Annotated in this window: 20 protein-coding genes; 8 read left to right on the top strand and 12 right to left on the bottom strand. The window is 69.5% G+C overall.

The features are described from left to right. Window positions 1-23: 23 nt before the first annotated feature. Together soxR and AB0J87_RS48735 are read right to left on the bottom strand one after the other, a co-directional pair. Window positions 24-557 (bottom strand): redox-sensitive transcriptional activator SoxR, encoded by a 534-nt coding sequence (gene soxR / locus AB0J87_RS48740; RefSeq protein WP_363978887.1) that lies wholly within the window; start codon window positions 555-557, stop codon window positions 24-26. Window positions 558-566: 9 nt separating this feature from the next. Beyond that, on the bottom strand, window positions 567-998 hold the full coding sequence (locus AB0J87_RS48735; protein WP_350724139.1) for an Lrp/AsnC family transcriptional regulator: 432 nt from the start codon (window positions 996-998) through the stop codon (window positions 567-569). Between the two features lie 56 nt (window positions 999-1,054). Between AB0J87_RS48735 and AB0J87_RS48730 the strand changes: the two genes are divergently transcribed. Next, complete coding sequence (locus AB0J87_RS48730; RefSeq protein ID WP_355192935.1) at window positions 1,055-1,969, top strand: SMP-30/gluconolactonase/LRE family protein; 915 nt, start codon at window positions 1,055-1,057, stop codon at window positions 1,967-1,969. Window positions 1,970-1,971: 2 nt separating this feature from the next. Here AB0J87_RS48730 and AB0J87_RS48725 read toward each other — a convergent pair whose 3' ends face one another. After that, window positions 1,972-2,700 (bottom strand): ABC transporter permease, encoded by a 729-nt coding sequence (locus AB0J87_RS48725; protein WP_363978884.1) that lies wholly within the window; start codon window positions 2,698-2,700, stop codon window positions 1,972-1,974. Then, on the bottom strand, window positions 2,697-3,602 hold the full coding sequence (locus AB0J87_RS48720) for an ABC transporter ATP-binding protein (RefSeq protein ID WP_363978881.1): 906 nt from the start codon (window positions 3,600-3,602) through the stop codon (window positions 2,697-2,699). Before AB0J87_RS48720 ends, AB0J87_RS48725 begins: the two co-directional genes overlap by 4 nt. Window positions 3,603-3,711: 109 nt before the next feature. On the opposite strand from AB0J87_RS48720, the gene AB0J87_RS48715 reads away from it, so the two are divergent. The 3 genes from AB0J87_RS48715 to dnaN all read left to right on the top strand — a co-directional run bounded on the left by AB0J87_RS48715 (window position 3,712) and on the right by dnaN (window position 6,991). Next, on the top strand, window positions 3,712-5,142 hold the full coding sequence (locus AB0J87_RS48715) for a histidine kinase (RefSeq protein WP_363978878.1): 1,431 nt from the start codon (window positions 3,712-3,714) through the stop codon (window positions 5,140-5,142). Then, entirely contained in the window at window positions 5,142-5,795 is a 654-nt protein-coding gene (locus AB0J87_RS48710; protein ID WP_350724149.1) for a response regulator transcription factor, read from the top strand. The genes AB0J87_RS48715 and AB0J87_RS48710 overlap by 1 nt, the downstream gene beginning before the upstream one ends. 98 nt (window positions 5,796-5,893) lie before the next feature. After that, window positions 5,894-6,991: a DNA polymerase III subunit beta gene (dnaN, locus tag AB0J87_RS48705; RefSeq protein WP_363978875.1), complete on the top strand. Its 1,098-nt coding sequence runs from the start codon at window positions 5,894-5,896 to the stop codon at window positions 6,989-6,991. Here dnaN and AB0J87_RS48700 read toward each other — a convergent pair. Then, complete coding sequence (locus AB0J87_RS48700) at window positions 6,974-7,444, bottom strand: MarR family winged helix-turn-helix transcriptional regulator (RefSeq protein ID WP_363978872.1); 471 nt, start codon at window positions 7,442-7,444, stop codon at window positions 6,974-6,976. The genes dnaN and AB0J87_RS48700 overlap by 18 nt on opposite strands. A 58-nt stretch (window positions 7,445-7,502) precedes the next feature. On the opposite strand from AB0J87_RS48700, the gene AB0J87_RS48695 reads away from it, so the two are divergent. Continuing rightward, window positions 7,503-8,339 carry an SDR family oxidoreductase gene (locus AB0J87_RS48695; RefSeq protein WP_363978869.1) on the top strand — a complete coding sequence of 279 codons (837 nt, stop codon included), beginning with the start codon at window positions 7,503-7,505 and terminating at the stop codon, window positions 8,337-8,339. 330 nt (window positions 8,340-8,669) lie between these two features. Further along, window positions 8,670-9,149 (top strand): GtrA family protein, encoded by a 480-nt coding sequence (locus AB0J87_RS48690; RefSeq protein WP_363978866.1) that lies wholly within the window; start codon window positions 8,670-8,672, stop codon window positions 9,147-9,149. 60 nt (window positions 9,150-9,209) lie between these two features. Here the strand turns inward: AB0J87_RS48690 and dnaB are convergent, their stop codons facing one another. After that, a complete protein-coding gene (gene dnaB, locus AB0J87_RS48685) occupies window positions 9,210-10,565 on the bottom strand; it encodes a replicative DNA helicase (RefSeq protein ID WP_350724159.1) in 1,356 nt (451 codons plus the stop codon). Between the two features lie 283 nt (window positions 10,566-10,848). Between dnaB and AB0J87_RS48680 the strand changes: the two genes are divergently transcribed. Both AB0J87_RS48680 and AB0J87_RS48675 read left to right on the top strand, forming a co-directional pair. Continuing rightward, window positions 10,849-12,150, top strand: coding sequence for an MATE family efflux transporter (locus AB0J87_RS48680; protein WP_363978862.1), 1,302 nt, complete (start codon window positions 10,849-10,851; stop codon window positions 12,148-12,150). Window positions 12,151-12,275: 125 nt separating this feature from the next. Then, the gene (locus AB0J87_RS48675) at window positions 12,276-13,748 is read left to right on the top strand and encodes an amino acid permease (RefSeq protein WP_363978859.1); all 1,473 of its coding nucleotides are present in this window, start codon (window positions 12,276-12,278) and stop codon (window positions 13,746-13,748) included. A gap of 85 nt (window positions 13,749-13,833) precedes the next feature. Here the strand turns inward: AB0J87_RS48675 and AB0J87_RS48670 are convergent, their stop codons facing one another. The 6 genes from AB0J87_RS48670 to AB0J87_RS48645 form a co-directional block, all read right to left on the bottom strand. Next, window positions 13,834-14,577, bottom strand: coding sequence for an amino acid ABC transporter ATP-binding protein (locus AB0J87_RS48670; RefSeq protein ID WP_350724165.1), 744 nt, complete (start codon window positions 14,575-14,577; stop codon window positions 13,834-13,836). Continuing rightward, window positions 14,574-15,575, bottom strand: a complete 1,002-nt coding sequence (locus AB0J87_RS48665) for an amino acid ABC transporter permease (protein ID WP_363978855.1) — start codon at window positions 15,573-15,575, stop codon at window positions 14,574-14,576. Before AB0J87_RS48665 ends, AB0J87_RS48670 begins: the two co-directional genes overlap by 4 nt. Then, entirely contained in the window at window positions 15,572-16,429 is an 858-nt protein-coding gene (locus tag AB0J87_RS48660; RefSeq protein WP_350724169.1) for an ABC transporter substrate-binding protein, read from the bottom strand. The genes AB0J87_RS48665 and AB0J87_RS48660 overlap by 4 nt, the downstream gene beginning before the upstream one ends. Before the next feature lie 314 nt (window positions 16,430-16,743). Further along, window positions 16,744-17,190 carry a 50S ribosomal protein L9 gene (gene rplI / locus AB0J87_RS48655; protein WP_185069541.1) on the bottom strand — a complete coding sequence of 149 codons (447 nt, stop codon included), beginning with the start codon at window positions 17,188-17,190 and terminating at the stop codon, window positions 16,744-16,746. Between the two features lie 14 nt (window positions 17,191-17,204). Then, window positions 17,205-17,441, bottom strand: a complete 237-nt coding sequence (gene rpsR / locus AB0J87_RS48650) for a 30S ribosomal protein S18 (RefSeq protein ID WP_020543048.1) — start codon at window positions 17,439-17,441, stop codon at window positions 17,205-17,207. 64 nt (window positions 17,442-17,505) lie between these two features. Next, window positions 17,506-18,072, bottom strand: a complete 567-nt coding sequence (locus tag AB0J87_RS48645; RefSeq protein WP_363978850.1) for a single-stranded DNA-binding protein — start codon at window positions 18,070-18,072, stop codon at window positions 17,506-17,508. Between the last annotated feature and the right edge of the window lie 67 nt (window positions 18,073-18,139).

Raw genomic sequence — 18,139 nt, 5'->3', positions numbered from 1 at the left:
AGGGGCAGCCTTGGGGTGGGGCGTCAGGAGGCCGTGGGGAGGGGCGTTTCCGTGAAGGGGGCGCAGCCGGGTGAGGGGGCGCAGGACTGGGGTGGGGGGCAGAGGCGGGTGTCGATGCGGCGCGCGCCCGGGCCCTCGTCGCCGAGCCGGTCGTGGGGGTTGGCCACCGGGCACCGGTCGAGCGACAGGCAGCCGCACCCGATGCAGTCCGTGAGATCGTCCCGCAGCCGCTGAAGCTGCTCGATCCGGTCGTCCAGCTCCCCGCGCCAGGCGGCCGACAGCCGGGCCCAGTCGTCCCGGTTGGGCGTGCGCTCGTCCGGCAGTTCGGCGAGGGCGTCCTTGATGGTCTTCAGGGGGATGCCGATGCGCTGGGCCAGCCTGATGAACGCGACCCTGCGCAGGCTGTCGCGGGTGTACCGGCGCTGGTTGCCCGCCGTACGGCGGCTCTTGATCAGGCCCTTGGTCTCGTAGAAGTGCAGGGCGGACACGGCGACCCCGCTGCGTTCGGCGAGCTCGCCGACGGTGAGCTCCTTGGTGTTCCAGGCGACCTTCGTCATACCTGGAGATTACTTGAGGGTTCGCTCGAACAGGGTCTCGAGGACCACGATGGTCTGCGTCCCGGTGACCCCGTCCACCCCGAACACCCGGCGCAGCACGTCCTGCAGCTCCACCGTCCCGGCCGTACGGACCTTGAGCAGCACCGACGCGGGACCCGCGATGACGTGCGCCTCCTCGATCTCCGGGATCGCCGCCAGCCGGTCTGCGCTGTCGCCCATCCAGGTGCTCCCGTCCACCAGCACGTACGCCGTCACCGCACGCCCGAGCGCCGCCTGGTCCACCTCGATCGTCGTCCGCCTGATCACCCCGCGCTCGCGCAACTTGCGCACCCGTTCATGCGCGGCCCCGCTGGACAGCCCCACCGCCTTGCCCAGCACCGCGTACGACCGCGTCGCGTCCTCCTGCAGCAGGCCGATCAGCATTCTGTCGATATCATCCACAGCCGAATGCTATCCAGTGATATGCCTGAGATGTCGAACAGCATATTGTGGACGGCATGACGGACACGATCCCCACTGAGTTCGAGGTGCTCGACGAGCGGTTCGCCGCGGTAGGCGGAGACGACTATGTCGAACGCCTCCACACCGGCACCCGCTGGGCGGAGGGCCCTGTTTACTTCCCGGCCGGCCGGTTCCTGGTCTGGAGCGACATCCCCAACGAGCGGATGCTGCGCTGGGACGAGATGACGGGCGCGGTCGGCCTGTTCCGCCAGCCGTCCGGCTACACCAACGGCAACACCCTCGACCGCGAGGGCCGTCTGATCTCCTGTGAACACGGCAACCGCCGCGTCACCCGCACCGAGCACGACGGCTCGATCACGGTCATCGCCGACCGCTGGGAGGGCAAGCGGCTCAACAGCCCCAACGACGTCGTGGTCCGCTCCGACGGGTCGATCTGGTTCACCGACCCGCCGTACGGGATCCTCAGCAACTACGAGGGCTACGCCGCCGCGCAGGAGATCGACGGCTGTCACGTCTACCGCGCCGACCCGGTGACGGGCGAGGTCCGCGTCGTGGCCGACGACTTCGCCCGCCCCAACGGCCTGGCGTTCTCGCTCGACGAGAGCCGGCTCTACGTCGCCGACACGCGGATGAAGCACCTGCGCGTGTTCGAGGTGCGCGAGGACGGCACGCTCGCGGGCGGCAAGGTCTTCGCCGAGGGGACGGAGCAGGACATCTTCGACGGCCTGCGGCTCGACGACACGGGCCGCGTCTGGGCCGCGGCAGGCAGGGCGCTGCTCTGCTACGACCCGGACGGCACGCTGATCGGCCGGCTGAAGCTCCCGGAGCCCACGGCCAACCTGGTGTTCGGCGGGCTCAAGCGCAACCGGATGTTCATCACGGCCTCGTCCTCGCTCTACTCCCTGATGACCAACGTCACCGGCGCGCGCCCGGTCTGGGCCGGGCGCTAGCCTCACTCCCACCTGAACAGCCGCACGGCCAGCCCACTGAAGATCAGCAGCCCGGCGCCCACCACCACGAGGTGCGCGGTCTGCGGCGCGTGGCCCGCCCAGGTGTCCTTGAGCGCCTGGGCGAACGGCCCCGCGACGGAGTAGTCGCTGACCGTCCGCAGCGCGTCCGGCATGAGGTCGCGCGGCACCCACATGCCCCCCAGGAACATCAGCGGGAACATCACCGCGGACCCGATCCCCGGCGCGACCTTCGCGTTGGGCGCCAGCGCGGCGATCACCAGCCCGATGGCCTGCAACGCGGCGCTGCCGAGCAGGAAGACCAGGATGAATCCCACCCACTGCCGCGGCGCCGCCGACCCGAACACGAGCGAGCCCGTCACGATCAGCAGGGCCGTGGTGACCGCTCCGACCACCAGATTGATCAGGAGCTGCACCCCCAGCAGCCGTGCCGGGTGCACGGGCGTGGTGGACATCCGCCTGAGCACCCCTTGCTCGCGGTAGCCGGTCATCACCGCGGGCACCACGCTGCAGGCCAGGGTCAGCAGCGAGAGCAGCGTCATCAGGCTCGGCATCTGCGTGTCCACGGCCCGCTCCCCCGAGGCCCCGGGCTTGGTCATGTCCGGGATGCTGAGGCCCAGCACGAGCAGGAGCGCGACCGGCAGCCCGATCGTGAAGAGCAGGAACGGCCATTCGCGCAGGTGCAGCTTGGTCTCCACGAGGAGCAGCTTCATGACAGCTTCCTTCCGGTGAGTGCGAGGAACGCGTCGTCGAGCGTGGTCTGCTCGATCCGCAGGTCTCCTGGAACGACCCCGTACTGGGCCAGGGCGAGCGTGACGGCCGGCGCGAGGTTGCCCGTGCCGCTCACCACGACCTGCTCGCCGCTCCTCGTGACCTCGCGTACCTCCGGCAGGGCCAGGAGCAACGCGTCGTCGACAGGAGCCGACGGCCGGAACCTCAGCCGCTGCTCCCCGCCCACCTGCGCGATGAGCCCGGCAGGCGTGTCCGTGGCCGCCACCTTGCCCGCGTCGATGAGCGCGAGCCGGTCGCAGAGCCGCTCGGCCTCCTCCATGAAGTGGGTGACGAGCACGATCGTCACGCCGGAGTCGCGTACCTGCTCGACCAGCTCCCAGGTGTCTCTACGGGCCTGCGGGTCGAGCCCGGTGGTCAGCTCGTCCAGCACGGCCACGCGCGGCCTGCCGACCAGCGCCAGCGCGACCGAGAGCCGCTGGCGCTGCCCGCCGGAGAGCTTCTTGAACGCCGTGTCGCGCTTGCCGCCGAGGCCGACCCGTTCGAGCAGCTCGGACCAGTCGGCGGGGTCGGGGTAGAAGGAGGCGTACAGGTCCATGGCCTCCCACACCTTGATCTTCTCGGGCAGCGCCGCGCTCTGCAGCTGCATGCCCAGCACGTGTCGCAACTCGCCCCTGTTGAGCTGCGGGTCCAGCCCGGCCACCCGTACGGTGCCACCGTCGGGCACGCGCAGGCCGGCCACGCACTCGACGGTGGTGGTCTTACCCGCGCCGTTCGGGCCGAGGATGCCGAAGATCTCACCCTCCGCCACCTCGAACGACACGTCGTCGACCGCCAGGTGGTTCGGGTACTGCTTGCGCAGGTTCCTGACTTCGATGACCTTCATGCAGTCGACGCTAGGAACACGGCCTTCGCCGGGGAATCCGGCTGGATGTCGGGCAAGGGTGTACCTAGGTGCAATGGTCCGGTCGCCCCCGTTGGACCAGACTGGGGGCATGCTGCTCCGAAGGTTCGGTCAGGCCGCGGCGCTGCTCGCGCTCCTCCTCGTCGAGGTGCCGGCGATCGTGCTCAGCCTCACCATGCTGCTGCTGTCGTTCGGGGTGGGCATGGTGTTCCTGTATTCGCCGCAGGTCCGGCTGGTCAGGAGGCTGGCCGAGCTCAACCGGCGGCTGATGCGGAGCTGGACCGACGTCCACATCGAGTCCCCGTACCTGCCCAAACCCCCGCCGCCGGAGCCGCAGTCGGACGGCCTCTACCGCTCCGACCGGACCCTCTACAAGACGCCCCGGATCCCCGCGTGGAACAACCGGTGGAAGTGGCTGACCTCCGACCCGGCGACCTGGCGCGACATGATCTGGCTGGTGCTCGAACCGGTGGTGAAGGCGGCGCTGCTGCCGGTGTTCGTCACGCTCCCCGAGCGTGGCCTGCGGATCTACGCCCTCTGGAGCGACCTGATGCTCCGCGCGACCGTCGCCAGCCGCCTGGCGAGCCAGGTGAGCCACCTCAAGCGGACGCGTAACCTGGCCGCCGACTCGCAGGCGGCCGAGATGCGCCGGATCGAGCGGGACCTGCACGACGGCACGCAGGCCCGGCTGGTGGCGATCGGCATGACGCTGGGCGCGGTCGAACAGCTCGTCGACGACGATCCCGCGGCGGCCAAGGCGCTGCTGTCGAAGGCCCGGGACACCTCTTCCGAGACGCTGACCGAGCTGCGCCGGGTCATCCGCGGCATCCACCCTCCGGTGCTGGCCGAGCGCGGGCTGGCCGACGCCGTACGCGCGCTGGCCATGGACAGCCCGTTGCAGGTCACGGTGGACGTGGACCTGCCGCACCGGCCGGAGGCGCCGGTGGAGGCGGCGGTGTACTTCGCGGTCAGCGAGCTGCTCTCCAACGCCGCCCGGCACGGCGACGCTCAGGCGGTGACGGTGGACCTCAGCACCGACGGCCCCAACCTGCGGGTCACGGTCACCGACGACGGCCTGGGCGGCGCCGACCCGGCCAAGGGCAGCGGCCTGTCCGGGATCGAGCGGCGGCTGGCCGCATTCGACGGGCTGCTCGCCCTGAACAGCCCGCCGGGCGGCCCCACCACCGTGGCGATGGAGCTGCCCCGGGTGCTGCCCGAGCACTGGGCGGGCAGCCTGCCCCGGCTGCCGCGCTGGAAGGCGGCCATCGTCGTGTTCCTCTGGGCCACGGCCTGGTGCCCGACCTTCCCTCAGGGCATCGTGGCCGGCGTCATGAAGACGATCGGGTTCGAGGAGAAGAGCTGGTTCCTCGCCCTGTACCTGCCCGGGCCCTGGCAGTGGCCTGTCATCCTCGGCATGATCACCCTGGGCCTGTGCATGCACATCCTGGCCATCTGGATACCCTCCAACCACAACCGCGACCTCTGGGTCGCGCGTGCCACGCCGATCAAACCCTGGTGCTGATGAAGAACCGCGTACTCGTCGCCGAGGACCTCTACCTGCTCAGAGACGGGCTGGTGCACCTGCTCCAGGCCCACGGCTTCTCGGTCGTGGCGGCCGTGGAGAGCGGGCCCGAGCTGCTGCGAGGCCTGCTGGAGCTGCGGCCCGACGTCTCGATCGTGGACGTGCGGCTGCCGCCCACGTTCACGGACGAAGGGCTGCAGGCGGCGCTCGCGGCCAGGAAGCAGGTGCCCGGGCTGCCCGTCCTCGTGCTGTCCCAGCACGTCGAGCAGCTCTACGCGCGCGAGCTGCTGGCCGACGGCTCGGGCGCGATCGGCTATCTGCTCAAGGACCGGGTCTTCAACGCCGAGCAGTTCATCGACGCCGTACGCAGGGTCGCCGAGGGCGGCACGGCCATGGACCCCGAGGTCATCGCCAAGCTGCTGGCCAGCAACGCCAGGCACGAGCCGCTGGCCGCGCTCACGCCGCGCGAGCGGGAAGTGCTGGAGGCCATGGCGGAAGGGCGCTCCAACACGGCCATCTGCCAGCGGCTCTATCTGAGCGAGAGCGCCGTGGCCAAGCACACGGCCTCCATTTTCGCCAAGCTGGGGCTCGCGCCGTCGGACGACGACAACCGCCGCGTGCTGGCCGTACTCGCCTACCTCAACAGCCGCTAGGAACCCTCCACCTGGGGTTGGCCATCCGGAGACTGCCCCGACTTGTCGGTCGCACCGGCTATTTTCATAAGGGCATGGCGACGAAGGGGTGGTAGCAGGTGAAAATCCGGGTTAACCGCGATGTTCTGGCAGATGCGGTGGCGTGGGCTGCCCGAGTCCTGCCCTCCCGCCCCGTGATGCCCGTCCTGTCCGGGCTGCTGCTGGAGGCGAGCGACGAGCTGGTCCTGTCCGCGTTCGACTACGACGTCTCGGCCAGGGCCTCGGTCGACGCCGACGTGGCCGAGACGGGCAGCGTGCTGATTCCCGGTCGGCTGCTGGCCGAGATCAGCAGGAGCCTGCCCGCCGACGACGTGGAGATCGTCACCGAGGGCGCCGAGGCGGTGCTGACCTGCGGGAGCGCGGAGTTCGGGCTGATCACGATGCCGGTCGAGGACTTCCCGACCATGCCCACGATGCCGCCGAGCATCGGCGCCGTCGGCGGCGGCGTGTTCGCCTCGGCGGTCGGCCAGGTCGCGCCCGCCGCCAGCCGCGACGACACCCTGCCCATGCTCACCGGCATCAGGGTCGACATCGAGGGCGAGTCCGTGGCCATGGCGGCCACCGACCGCTACCGCATCGCCGCCCGCGACTTCGCCTGGCGCCCGGCCGGCCCCGACCTCGCGGTCTCGGCCATGGTCCCGGCGAAGGTGCTGGTCGAGGTGGCCAAGTCGCTGCGCGGCGGCGAGGTGTCGATCGCGATGGGCGACGGGGTGGCGGGGTTCGAGAGCGTCGGGCGGAGCACGACCGTGCGGCTGCTCGACGAGCAGTTCATCGACTATCGCGCCCGGCTGACCTCCGACTGGTCGATCAGGGCCGACGTGGCGGTGGCGCCGTTCGTCAACGCCATCAAGCGGGTCGCCCTGGTGGCCGAGCGCAACACCGCGATCCGGCTGTCGTTCAGCCAGGGGCAGGTGCTCATCCAGGCGGGCGGCGGCGACATCGGGCGCGGCGCCGAGGTGGTCGACTGCGAACTGCGCGGCGACGACATCCAGATCGCCTTCCAGTCGCAGTTCCTGCTCGACGGGCTGACCGGGATCGAGAGCGAGCTGGCCCGCATCAAAATGGAGTCGCCGACCAGGCCCGCCCTGATCCAGGACGTGCCCGGCGACGCCGAGCCCGCCTTCCGCTACCTCGTCATGTCACTCCGCCAGGGCTGAGCCGCCGGTCTGGCGCTCGGCGACCAGCTTGAACACCCTCTTGAACTCCGTATACGCCTCCTCGCCCACGGCCTCGGCATGCTCCGCCTCCATGGCGGCGAGGATGGCGTCCGACTTGACCATGTGATCGCGGCCCTTCTCGGTGGGCACGATCAGCTTGGCCCGCCGGTCGGCCGGGTCCGGCTGGCGCTCCACGTAGCCCAGCTCGACCAGCTCGTCCACCAGCGTGCCGATCACCTGCTTGTGCTGGCCCGACTGCGCGGCCAGGTCCGTGGCCCTGCTGCCCTCCTCGTCCAGGTACGCCAGCACCGCCCCGTGCCGGGGCCTGAGCCCGGGATGGCCCTGCTGGGCCAGCGTCTCGAACAGCTGCCGCTGCAGGCTGAAAAGAGTCCTGCTGGACAGGATGCCGAGATCGGGCTCTTCCTGCTTGCGCCGGCTCCTGCGCACGGTCACGCCCTCCATTTAGTCATCAATTTTGATTGTCACTGAATCTTACTATATCGTCGACGGCATGAGCATCTTGATCACGGGTGCCAACGGCACCGTTTCCAGCGCTGTCCTCCGCTCCCTGTCCGGGACCGCTGACGTGCGGGTCCTCGTGCGTGACGCGGCCAAGGCGCCGTCGGGGGTGGAGGTCACGGTCGGCGATCTGGACGACCCCGCCACGCTTGACCAGGCCTTCCAGGGTGTGGACACGTTGTGGCTGCTGACCGCCATGGGCCCGCAGGCGCCCCACGCGAGCATGAACGCCGTCTGGGCCGCCCGGCAGGCCGGGGTGAGCCACGTCGTACGCATGTCGGCCATCGGCGCGGCCCACGACGCGCCGACCCGCAACGGCCGCCTGCACGCCCTGTCGGACGTCGAGCTCGCGGCCTCGGGCCTCGACTGGACCGTCATCCGCCCGGCCTTCTTCATGCAGAACCTTTTCGGCTCGGTCAACGGCGACACCTTGTACGGCGGGCTCGGCGAGGGGCGGCTCGGCATGATCGACGTACGCGACATCGGCGACTTCGCCGCCGCGGTCCTGCGCGCTCCCGCACAGCACAAGGGCAGCACCTACACTCTCACGGGCCCGGCCGGCGTCTCACTGCGGGACGTGGCCGCCGTGCTGGGCGAGGTGTACGGCACTCCGATCGCCTATCAGCCGATGGCGCCGGACGACGTTCGACGGTCGATGGTGGACGCCGGGCTGTCCCCGTGGATCGCGGCGGTCACCAAGGAGTACCTGACGGCGTACTCGGCGGGGTGGGGTGACTACACGACGCCGGACTTCGAGAAGGTCATGGGCCGCCCGGCCCGCTCGTTCGCCGACTTCGCCCGCGCCCACGCCGCCGAGCTCCGCCCGTGACCGTCACTCCGGGAGCGGGGCGGGGCCTCCGTGGTCGCGCAGCCGGCGCAGGAACGTCAGGACGCCGGTCAGCCCCTGCGCCCGGACCGGGCTCCCTTCGCCGGGCAGCCCGCTGACCGACCCCGGCCGCGCCGCAGCAGTGCCCGACGACGACGAGCCGGGGCAGCCACGCCAGGCAGACCTCGGCGCAGCGGATCGCGAGCCCGCCCTGCACGCGGCCGCCGCGGTGGCCGGCGCCGACGAGGTCGTGGACCGGTGAGAAGATCGAGGGTGCTCCGAATATCAAAAGCAGTACTCGCGAGATTGCCGGAACCACTGCACGCACTTGCGTTGAAGCACCGTGAACTGCTGAAGTTCGCGGTGGTGGGTGGAACAACGTTCTTAGTGGACAACACGGTGTTCTACGGGTTGAAGCTGACCATTTTGGAACCGAAGCCGGTGACCGCGAAGATCATCGCGGTGCTCGTGGCAACGATCGTGTCCTACGTGTTGAACCGCGAATGGTCGTTCCGGACCAGGGGCGGCCGCGAGCGCCGTCACGAGGCGGCGCTGTTCTTCCTGGTCAGTGGCGTCGGTCTCGTGCTCAGCTCCGCGCCGCTATGGATCTCCCGGTACGTATTTCACCTGGAGACCCCGGATGTGAGCCTGGTGACCCAGGAGATCGCCGACTTCATGAGCGCGCAGATCATCGGCACGCTGATCGCCATGGTCTTCCGCTTCTGGGCGCTCCGGAAGTGGGTCTTCCCCGATGAAAAGACTCAGTCCGGCAGCGTGCGGCTGGCTCCCGATTCCACGGACGAGGCGGCTTGACGCCGGCGAATCCAGAAGCCGTTTCGGCGATTGGACTGCTTCATGCCGCTGCTGCGCCCGTCAGTGCTGCGCCATGTCCACGAACCGGCTGTAGTGGCCCTGGAACGCCACCGTCACCGTCGCCGTGGGGCCGTTACGGTGCTTGGCCACGATCAGGTCCGCCTCACCCGCCCGCGGCGACTCCCGCTCGTACGCGTCCTCCCGGTGCAGCAGGATGACCATGTCGGCGTCCTGCTCGATGGACCCGGACTCACGCAGGTCGCTCACCGCGGGGCGCTTGTCCGTGCGCTGCTCCGGACCACGGTTGAGCTGGGAGATCGCGATGACCGGCACCTCCAGCTCCTTGGCCAGCAGCTTGATCGCACGGGAGATCTCCGAGACCTCGTTCTGCCGGCTCTCGGTCTTCTTCGGCGAGCTCATCAGCTGGAGGTAGTCGATGACCACGAACCGCAGGTCGTTACGCTGCTTGAGCCGCCGGCACTTGGCCCGGATCTCCATCATCGACATGTTGGGCGAGTCGTCGATGAACAGCGGCGCCTCCGCCACCTCGCTCATCCGCCGGGCCAGGCGCGTCCAGTCGTCGTCGCCCATCATGCCCGAGCGCATGGCGTGGAGGGCGACCCGGGCCTCGGCGGACAGCAGACGCATGGTGATCTCGTTGCGCGACATCTCCAGCGAGAAGATGACCGTGGTCATCCCATGCTTGATAGCCGCAGACCGGGCGAAATCCAGACCTAGCGTGCTTTTACCGATGGCAGGCCGGGCAGCCACAACGATCATCTGGCCCGGGTGGAGGCCGTTGGTGAGCTGGTCGAGGTCCTGGAAGCCGGTCGGCACGCCGACCATCTGGCCGCCGCGGCTGCCGATGGCCTCCAGCTCGTCGAGGGCGCCGGGCATGATGTCGGCCAGGGGCGCGTAGTCCTCCGAGGTGCGGCGCTCGGTGACCTTGTAGATCTCCGCCTGGGCGCGGTCGACGAGGTCGTCGACCTCTTCGTTCTGCCCGCCGTAGCCGAAGGAGACGATGCGGGTGCCGGCCTCGATGAGGCGGCGCAGGATGGCCTGCTCCCTGACGATCTTGGCGTAGTAGCCGGCGTTGGCCGCGGTGGGGACGACGGCCGTGAGGGTGTGGAGGTAGGCGGCCCCGCCCACCCTGGCCATCTCGCCGCGCTTCTGCAGCTCGTCGAAGACGGTGACCGCGTCGGCGGGCTCGCCCCTTCCGTAGAGGTCGGTGATGACCTCGTAGACCATCTGGTGGGCGGGCCGGTAGAAGTCGTCGGACCGCAGGATCTCGACGACGTCGGCGATGGCGTCCTTGGACAGCAGCATGCCGCCCAGGACGGACTGCTCCGCCTCGATGTTGTTCGGGGGGGTGCGCTCGAAACCAGGGCCTGCGCCCGTCTCGTCGTCAATACTCACCGCGCCCCCTCGAACACTTGCAGGCGGTCGCACCACCCCCACTTGTAGCCGACCGGTCTGACAGTTTCTCGGAGTCGCGAGCCGACGGCAACGCGACCTGTGGACAACCCTGTGGTCAAGCTGTGCACTACCGTGCCCAGGGTGTGAAAGGCCTGTGGACAGTTGCTGTGGATAACTCTCTCGGATATCCACCGGACAGCCTCTGACCTGGGCGAACGGTATCCACCGGCTGTGGAGAAAAGAAAGTTTCGCCGACACGCCGTGTAATGGCCATAATGGACAAATGCTCATTACCCCCAGGGATCGGGAGATACTCCGCTTAGCCGTACCGGCGTTCGGCGCGCTGGTGGCCGAGCCGCTCTTCCTCCTCGCCGACTACGCCATCGTGGGGCACGGGCTGGGCACCACGGCGGTGGGGGCGCTGGGGGTGGCGGGCACGGTCCTCGCGACCCTGGTGAACCTGTGCGTCTTCCTCGCGTACGGCACCACGGCCTCCGTGGCGCGTCAGACGGGCGCCGGGAACCACGCGCGGGCCATGCGCAGCGGTGTGGACGGGATCTGGCTGGCCCTGGCCATCGGCGCGCTCCTGATCGCCGTGTGCTGGCCGCTGGCCCCCGCGATCGTGGAGCTGTTCGGGGCGGGTGAGGGGCAGGGCGCACAGGCCGTGACGTACCTGCGGATCAGCCTGCTCGGCGCGCCCGGCATGCTGGTCGTGCTGGCCGGGACGGGGGTGCTGCGCGGTCTGCAGGACACCGTCACGCCGCTGGCCGTCGCCATCGGCTCCTTCGTGCTGAACGCGGTCCTGAACGCCTGGTTCGTGCTGGGGCTGGGGTGGGGCATCGCCGGGTCGGCCTGGGGCACGGTGATCGCGCAGACGCTGGGCGCGGCCGTCTACCTCACCGTCGTGGCGCGGGGCGCGCGGCGGCTGGGGACGCCGCTCACGCCCGGTCTGGCGGGGGTCAAGGAGGCGGGCACGGCCGGGTTCGCGCTGCTCGTCCGTACCCTCTGCCTGCGGGTGGTGCTGCTCGCGGCCACCGTGATCGCCACCAGGATGGGCGAGGCCGAACTGGCCGCGTACGCCATCGCCACCCAGGTGTGGACGCTGCTCGCGTTCGCGCTGGACGCCATCGCCATCGCCGGGCAGGCCATCACGGGACGCTCGCTCGGCGCGGGGGACGTCGCGTCCACCAGGGCCGCGACCAGGCGGATGGTGCAGTGGGGCAGCTGGTCGGGCGTGCTGCTCGGCCTGCTGGTCGTGGCCGCCAGGCCACTGCTGCCCGGGCTGTTCGACACGGACCCGCAGGTCACCGACCTGTTGCTGGCGCTGATGTGGCCGGTGGCGGCGTTCCAGCCGGTGTGCGGGGTCGTGTTCGTGCTCGACGGCGTGCTGATCGGTGCGGGCGACCAGCGCTACCTGGCGTGGGCGGGGGTGTGGACGACGCTGGCGTACCTCCCCGCCGCCCTCCTCGCCTCCGGCTTCGGGGTCGTCGCCCTGTGGTGCGCGCTCGGGGTGTGGATGCTCGCCCGCCTGGTCAGCCTCGTACGCCGGGCCGCCGGCACCGCCTGGCTGGTGACCGGAGCGTAGGCGCTCTCACTTTGGGCACAGGCCCCGCTACCTGCAGTGATCTGCGGAAACACTGTGACCGTCCTGTGCTTGCTGTTGTCCGAGTGGTGAGACATTGTGGGCGCGTTCCCTGAGCGGGGTGTTCCTTGTCCACGATTCTGCGGCGACTGCCACCCACCGAGGCGACCGGATTACGCACGGGCGCCCGCCACAGCCTGGCCGAGCTCTACCGCCCGGCCGACCTGGTGGTGCTCGGACTCGGTGTGATCATCGGCGCCGGCATCTTCTCCATCGCCGGGCGGCAGGCGGCCACCACGGCGGGTCCCGGTGTCATCCTGTCCTTCATGATCGCGGGCATCGCCTGCCTGCTCGCCTGCCTGTGCTACGCCGAGCTGTCCTCCACGATGCCGACCTCGGGCAGCGCCTACACCTTCACGTACGTCATCTTCGGCGAGGTCTGGGCGTGGATCATCGGCTGGGCGCTGATCCTGGAGCTGCAGTTCGCCGCCGCCGTCGTGGCCAGGGCGTGGGCCGCGATCACGGTCGGGGCGATCTCCAACTTCGGGGTACGCGTGCCGCACCAGGAGCTCGTCGGCGACGTCCTCGTGTTCGTGATCCTGGTGCTGCTCACCGGCGTGGTGGCGCTCGGCGCGCGGATCGGGCTGCGGGCCCTGTGGATCATGGTGGCGGCCAAGCTGCTGGCCATCGGGGCGGTCATCGTCGTGGGCCTGCCCCACATCGACGTGCGGAACTTCGGCGAGTTCCACGTGCCGTCCAAGATCCTGCCGAAGCCGCCCACGACCGTGCTGGAGATCCTGTTCGGTCAGAGCCACGCGTTCGGCTGGTTCGGGATCTTCGCGGCGGCCTCGGCCATCGCGTTCGCGTACATCGGGTTCGACATCGTGGCCACCTCCGCCGAGGAGACCGTGAACGCGCCCGCCGCCGTGCCCAAGGGCATGATCCGCAGCCTGATCATCGCCACCGTCCTCTACATCGCGGTGGCCCTGGTCATGGTGGGTATGGTCCCGTACACGAAGATCTCCGAGGACGCGCCGCTGACCGGGGCGTTCCGGGCGGTCGGCGTGGACTGGATGGTGCACGTCATCGACGTGGGCGCGGTGCTCGGGCTGACGACGGTGATCCTGGTGCTGATCGTGGGGCAGACGCGGGTGCTGTTCTCGATGGCCCGGGACGGGCTGATCCCTCGCGGCCTGGCCACGGTCAGCCGGAAATATCACACTCCGACCCGGGTGACGCTGGTGATCGGGGTCGTGGCGATCGTGCTGGCCGAGTTCGTGCCGGTGCTCACGATGCAGGAGCTCGTGGTGATCGGGACGCTGTTCGCGTTCGCGTTCGTGGCGGCCGGGGTGATCGTGATGCGGCGGCGCATGCCGTACCTGGAGCGGGGGTTCAGGGTGCCGCTCTCCCCGCTGCTGCCGGGGCTGTCGCTGGTGGCCACGCTCTGGCTGATGGTGAACCTGCAGCTGCTCACCTGGGTGTGGTTCGCCCTGTGGATGGCCTTCGGCCTGCTGGTCTACCTCGTGTACGGCCGCCGCCACAGCCTGCTGGCCCGCCCGCACACCCCGATCGAGCCGGCACGCGGCCGCCACCGCCGCTAGAGCCGGCCCGACTCCGGCACCGGCCGAGCGGGTACGCGGCCCGCCACCGCACCCTGATCGAGTCAGTATGCGGACACCACCGCCGCTAGAGGCGGCCCGACTCCAGGACGCTGCGCAGGAACTCCCTGGTGCGGGGGTTCTCCGGCTCGGTGAAGATCTGCTCGGCGGGGCCCTTCTCCAGCAGCACGCCGCCGTCGAGGAAGCACACCGTGTCCGAAATATCGCGACAAAAGCTCATCTCGTGGGTCGTGAGGATCATCGTCATGCCCGACTCCTTGAGCTCCTTGATGACCCCCAGCACCTCCAGCACCAGCTCGGGGTCGAGCGCCGAGGTGACCTCGTCCAGCAGCATCAGCCTGGGCTGCGTGGCCAGCGCCCTGATGATGGCCACCCGCTGCTGCTGCCCGCCCGAGAGCTGGTCGGGGTAGGCCCGCGCCTTGTCCGCCAGCCCGAACCTGGCCAGCAGGCCGTGCGCCTGCTCCTCTGCCTCCCCCTTGGCCACCTTGTGCACCTGGCGCGGCGCGAGCGTGACGTTGTCCAGCACGGTCATGTGCGGGAACAGGTTGAACGCCTGGAACACGATGCCGAGCCGCTTGCGCACGTCGTCCACGTTCACGCGCGGGTCGGTGATGTCCTCGCCGTCGAGGAGGATCACGCCGTCGTCCACGGTCTCCAGCAGGTTGACGCAGCGCAGGAGCGTGGACTTGCCCGAGCCGGAGGCCCCGATGAGGCTCACCACCTCGTGCGGGCGCACCTCGAGGTCGATGCCGCGCAGCACGCTGTGGCCCCGGAAGTTCTTCCACACCCCGTCAATAGTCAGAAGGCTCATGCGCCACGCCTCCTGCGCGTGCGTGCCGCCAGGTGGTCGGTGAACCTGGCCAGGGGGATGGTGAGCAGGATGAACAGCAGCGCCGCCACCAGGTAGGGCGTGTAGTTGAAGGTGCTGGCCACGTGGATCTGCGCCTGCCTGAGCGCCTCCAGCGGCCCGATGGTCGACACGAGCGCGGTGTCCTTCTGCAGCGAGACGAAGTCGTTGAGCAGCGGCGGCACGACCCTGCGGGTGGCCTGGGGCAGCACCACGAACCGCACGGTCTTGATGTGGCTCAGCCCCAGCGAGCGGGCCGCCGCGACCTGGCTCGGGTGGATGGACTCGATGCCCGAGCGGAACACCTCGGCCACGTACGCGCCGTACGAGAGCGTCAGCGCGATGATGGCCAGCGTCACCAGGTCGGTCGGGATGCCCTGCAGCCGGAGCGCGGGCAGCCCGAACCCGATCAGGTAGATCACCAGGATCGTCGGCACGCCGCGGAAGACGTCGGTGTAGAGCGTGGCCAGCGCCCGGATCGGGAAGAACGCGGGCTTCGTGATCCCCCTGGCCAGCGCCACCAGCAGCCCGACGACCAGGATCAGCGGCTCGGCGATCAGGAAGATCTTGATGTTGAGCAGGAAGCCCTTCAGCACGTCGGGCAGCGCCTTGACGAACTCGTCGGGATTGAAGAACGTCTCCTGCACCCGGGGCCAGCCGGGTGAGTTCGTGACGATCGAGACGACCAGCACGATGAAGACGATCGTCGAAACCGTCGCGATCGAGGCCGAGCGGCGGGCGTGCGACCGGCGCACCCGCTCCCGCTCGACCTGCCGCTCCGACTTGACCCACGCGCCCGCCGCACCCGTCCCGGACCCGCCGAACTCGCCCACGGCCTGGCCGACTCGGCCGAACTCGCCCGACGCCGGCTTGCCAGGTCCACCGGGCTCGCCCACGGCGGCCTTGCCGGGTTCCCCGGACTTGCCCGCTGCGGTCTTGCCGGGTTCGTCGAACTCGCTCATCGCAGCTCTGGCGCGCCCGCCGCCGAGCCGAGCCACGCCTGCTCGATCTTGGCCAGCTCGCCCTTCGACTTCAGCGCCTCAACGGCCTTGTCGACGCACGGCTTGAGCGCGCTCCCCTTCTCCATGACCAGCCCGAACTCCTCGGGCGTGCCGCCCGTCGAGCTGAACTGCCCCACGATCTTGGACTTCTCGACCTGCGCGGCCGTCACGTAGAACGCCGTCGGCAGGTCCACGACCAGCGCGTCCACCTGCTTGTTCTTCAGCGCGTTGACGGCGTCGATCTGCTCGTTGTAGACGTTGGGGTCGTCGGCGGGCTTGATGACGTTCTTGACCGCGTCGAGCGAGGTCGTCCCCACCTGTACGCCGATCTTCGCGCTCTGCAGCTCGGCCAGGCTCTTCGCCCCGGCGAACTTGCTCCCGTCGATCGCCACGATGGCCTGCTTGACGGTGTAGTAGCCCTTGCTGAAGTCGACCGCCTTGGCCCGGTCGGGCGTGATGGACACCTGGTTGACGTCGAAGTCGAACTGCTTGACCCCAGGGGCGAACGCCGAGTCGAACTTGATCGTGCTCCACTGCACCTCGGTGCGGTCGAAGCCGAGCTCCCCCGCCACGGCGAAGGCCACCGCGCTCTCGAAGCCCTGCCCGTTGCTCGGGTCGTCGTCCTTGAACCAGGGCTCGAACGCGGGCTTGTCGGTGCCGATGGTCAGCTTGCCCGCGTTGACCAGCTTGAGCTGGTCCTTGGTGCACGCGGTGGACGTTGACGCGATCGGGCTCGCCGAGCTCGACGTGTTGTCGACCGGCGCGCAGCCGACGAGCGCCACGGCCAGCGCGAGCAGCATAAGGGGACGGGCCATGGCTGCAGCCTCCAGGGGGAACATGCGAAAGAACGAACGCATTCTACGCTGACCGAATAGGAAATTACGCCCGGCGGTGCCCCTGACCATGGAGTTGGCCAAGATGGGCTCGCGTAACGGCGGCCCGCCGGTGAAGGGTCAGAGGGCGTTTCCTGGAGGGCGCTGAGCCGGAGTACGGCGGGTGGCCTGCCCGGGCGCAGCCGTAACGTATGGGGCTTTTCAGCCGGGAGTCAGCGGACGTTTCCGGGAAGGCGCTCACAGGGGCAGGAAACGTGGAAGCCCCCTCCGGGCGGAGGGGGCTTCCACAGCAGGACTCAGCCCGCGACGACCTCGACGTCCACAGAGGCCGAAACCTCGGGGTGGAGCTTGATGGTGACGCGGTGCGAGCCGACGCTCTTGATCGGGTTGACGATCTCGATGCGGCGGCGGTCGACGATCGGGCCACCGGCGGCCTTGACGGCGTCGGCGATGTCGCCCGTCGTGATCGAGCCGAACAGGCGGCCGGACTCGCCGGCGCGCGTGGTCAGGCGGACGCGCAGCGCGCCGATCTGACCGGCGACCTCCTTGGCGGTGCCGAGGTCGCGGATCTCGCGAGCGTCGCGAGCCTTCCTGATCGTCTCGATCTGCTTCTCGGCGCCCCGCGTCCAGCGCATGGCGTAGCCGCGCGGGATGAGGTAGTTACGGCCGTAGCCGTCCTTGACCTCGACGACGTCGCCAGGGGTGCCGAGGCCGGAGACCTCGTTGGTGAGGATGAGCTTCATATCGACAGGCCTCCTTAGCGCGCGGTGCTCGTGTAAGGCAGCAGGGCCACCTCACGCGCGTTCTTGATCGCGGTCGCCACGTCGCGCTGGTGCTGGGTGCAGTTGCCCGTCACCCGGCGCGCACGGATCTTGCCGCGGTCGGAGATGAACTTCCGCAGCAGCGCCGTGTCCTTGTAGTCGACGTAGGAGATCTTGTCGTGGCAGAACAGGCAAACCTTCTTCTTCGGCTTGCGCAGTGCCGGCTTAGCCATCGTGGTGCTCCTTTCAGAGCCCCGCCTTCACGGGCGGGAATGGACTCGGGCTTGTGGACAGGTTTTAGAAAGGCGGTTCGTCGCTGAAGTCGCCGCCGCCGCCTCCGAAGCCGCCGCCGCTCTGCTGGCCGCCGCCGCCTCCGAAGCCGCCACCACCGCCGCCGCCGTAACCGCCGCCGCCCTGGGGCGGGGCGGGCGAGGCGGAGGCCCACGGGTCGTCGGCGGGGCCGCCGAAGCCGCCCCCGCCACCTCCACCACCCTGGCGGGAGGTGCGGTTGACCTTGGCGGTCGCGTTACGCAGGGACGGGCCGACCTCGTCGACCTCGACCTCGTAAACGGTGCGCTTCTCGCCTTCCTTGGTCTCGTAGGACCGCTGCTTGAGCCGCCCCTGCACGATGACCCGCATCCCGCGCTGCAAGCTCTCGGCGGCGTTCTCCGCCGCCTGCCGCCACACGTTGCAGGTCAGGAAGAGGCTTTCGCCATCTTTCCACTCGTTGGTCTGACGATCCATGAACCGCGGAGTGGACGCGATGCGGAATCGAGCCACCGCTTGCCCCGTCGGGGTGAAGCGCAGCTCCGGGTCGTCGACGAGGTTGCCGACGATGGTGATTACGGTGTCGCCTGCTGCCATGGCTAGCGCTCGCCTTCCTGCACGCCTTCGCTTGGGTTACGGCTCAGAGTACGGGGCTTCCCCGACA

Origin of the sequence: Nonomuraea sp. NPDC049625 (assembly GCF_040675285.1) — a bacterium.
In the GTDB taxonomy this organism is placed as follows: Bacteria; Actinomycetota; Actinomycetes; order Streptosporangiales; family Streptosporangiaceae; genus Nonomuraea; species Nonomuraea angiospora_A.
Note: the sequence above shows the minus strand (reverse complement) of the source record. Positions and strands in the feature narration are given on the sequence as shown.

Coding starts and splice junctions, on each gene's coding strand:
- soxR (WP_363978887.1), bottom strand. CDS start 557: ATGACGAAGGTCGCCTGGAACACCAAGGAGCTCACCGTCGGCGAGCTC.
- AB0J87_RS48730 (WP_355192935.1), top strand. CDS start 1,055: ATGACGGACACGATCCCCACTGAGTTCGAGGTGCTCGACGAGCGGTTC.
- AB0J87_RS48725 (WP_363978884.1), bottom strand. CDS start 2,700: ATGAAGCTGCTCCTCGTGGAGACCAAGCTGCACCTGCGCGAATGGCCG.
- AB0J87_RS48720 (WP_363978881.1), bottom strand. CDS start 3,602: ATGAAGGTCATCGAAGTCAGGAACCTGCGCAAGCAGTACCCGAACCAC.
- AB0J87_RS48715 (WP_363978878.1), top strand. CDS start 3,712: ATGCTGCTCCGAAGGTTCGGTCAGGCCGCGGCGCTGCTCGCGCTCCTC.
- AB0J87_RS48710 (WP_350724149.1), top strand. CDS start 5,142: ATGAAGAACCGCGTACTCGTCGCCGAGGACCTCTACCTGCTCAGAGAC.
- AB0J87_RS48695 (WP_363978869.1), top strand. CDS start 7,503: ATGAGCATCTTGATCACGGGTGCCAACGGCACCGTTTCCAGCGCTGTC.
- AB0J87_RS48680 (WP_363978862.1), top strand. CDS start 10,849: ATGCTCATTACCCCCAGGGATCGGGAGATACTCCGCTTAGCCGTACCG.
- AB0J87_RS48670 (WP_350724165.1), bottom strand. CDS start 14,577: ATGAGCCTTCTGACTATTGACGGGGTGTGGAAGAACTTCCGGGGCCAC.
- AB0J87_RS48665 (WP_363978855.1), bottom strand. CDS start 15,575: ATGAGCGAGTTCGACGAACCCGGCAAGACCGCAGCGGGCAAGTCCGGG.
- AB0J87_RS48660 (WP_350724169.1), bottom strand. CDS start 16,429: ATGGCCCGTCCCCTTATGCTGCTCGCGCTGGCCGTGGCGCTCGTCGGC.
- rplI (WP_185069541.1), bottom strand. CDS start 17,190: ATGAAGCTCATCCTCACCAACGAGGTCTCCGGCCTCGGCACCCCTGGC.
- rpsR (WP_020543048.1), bottom strand. CDS start 17,441: ATGGCTAAGCCGGCACTGCGCAAGCCGAAGAAGAAGGTTTGCCTGTTC.
- AB0J87_RS48645 (WP_363978850.1), bottom strand. CDS start 18,072: ATGGCAGCAGGCGACACCGTAATCACCATCGTCGGCAACCTCGTCGAC.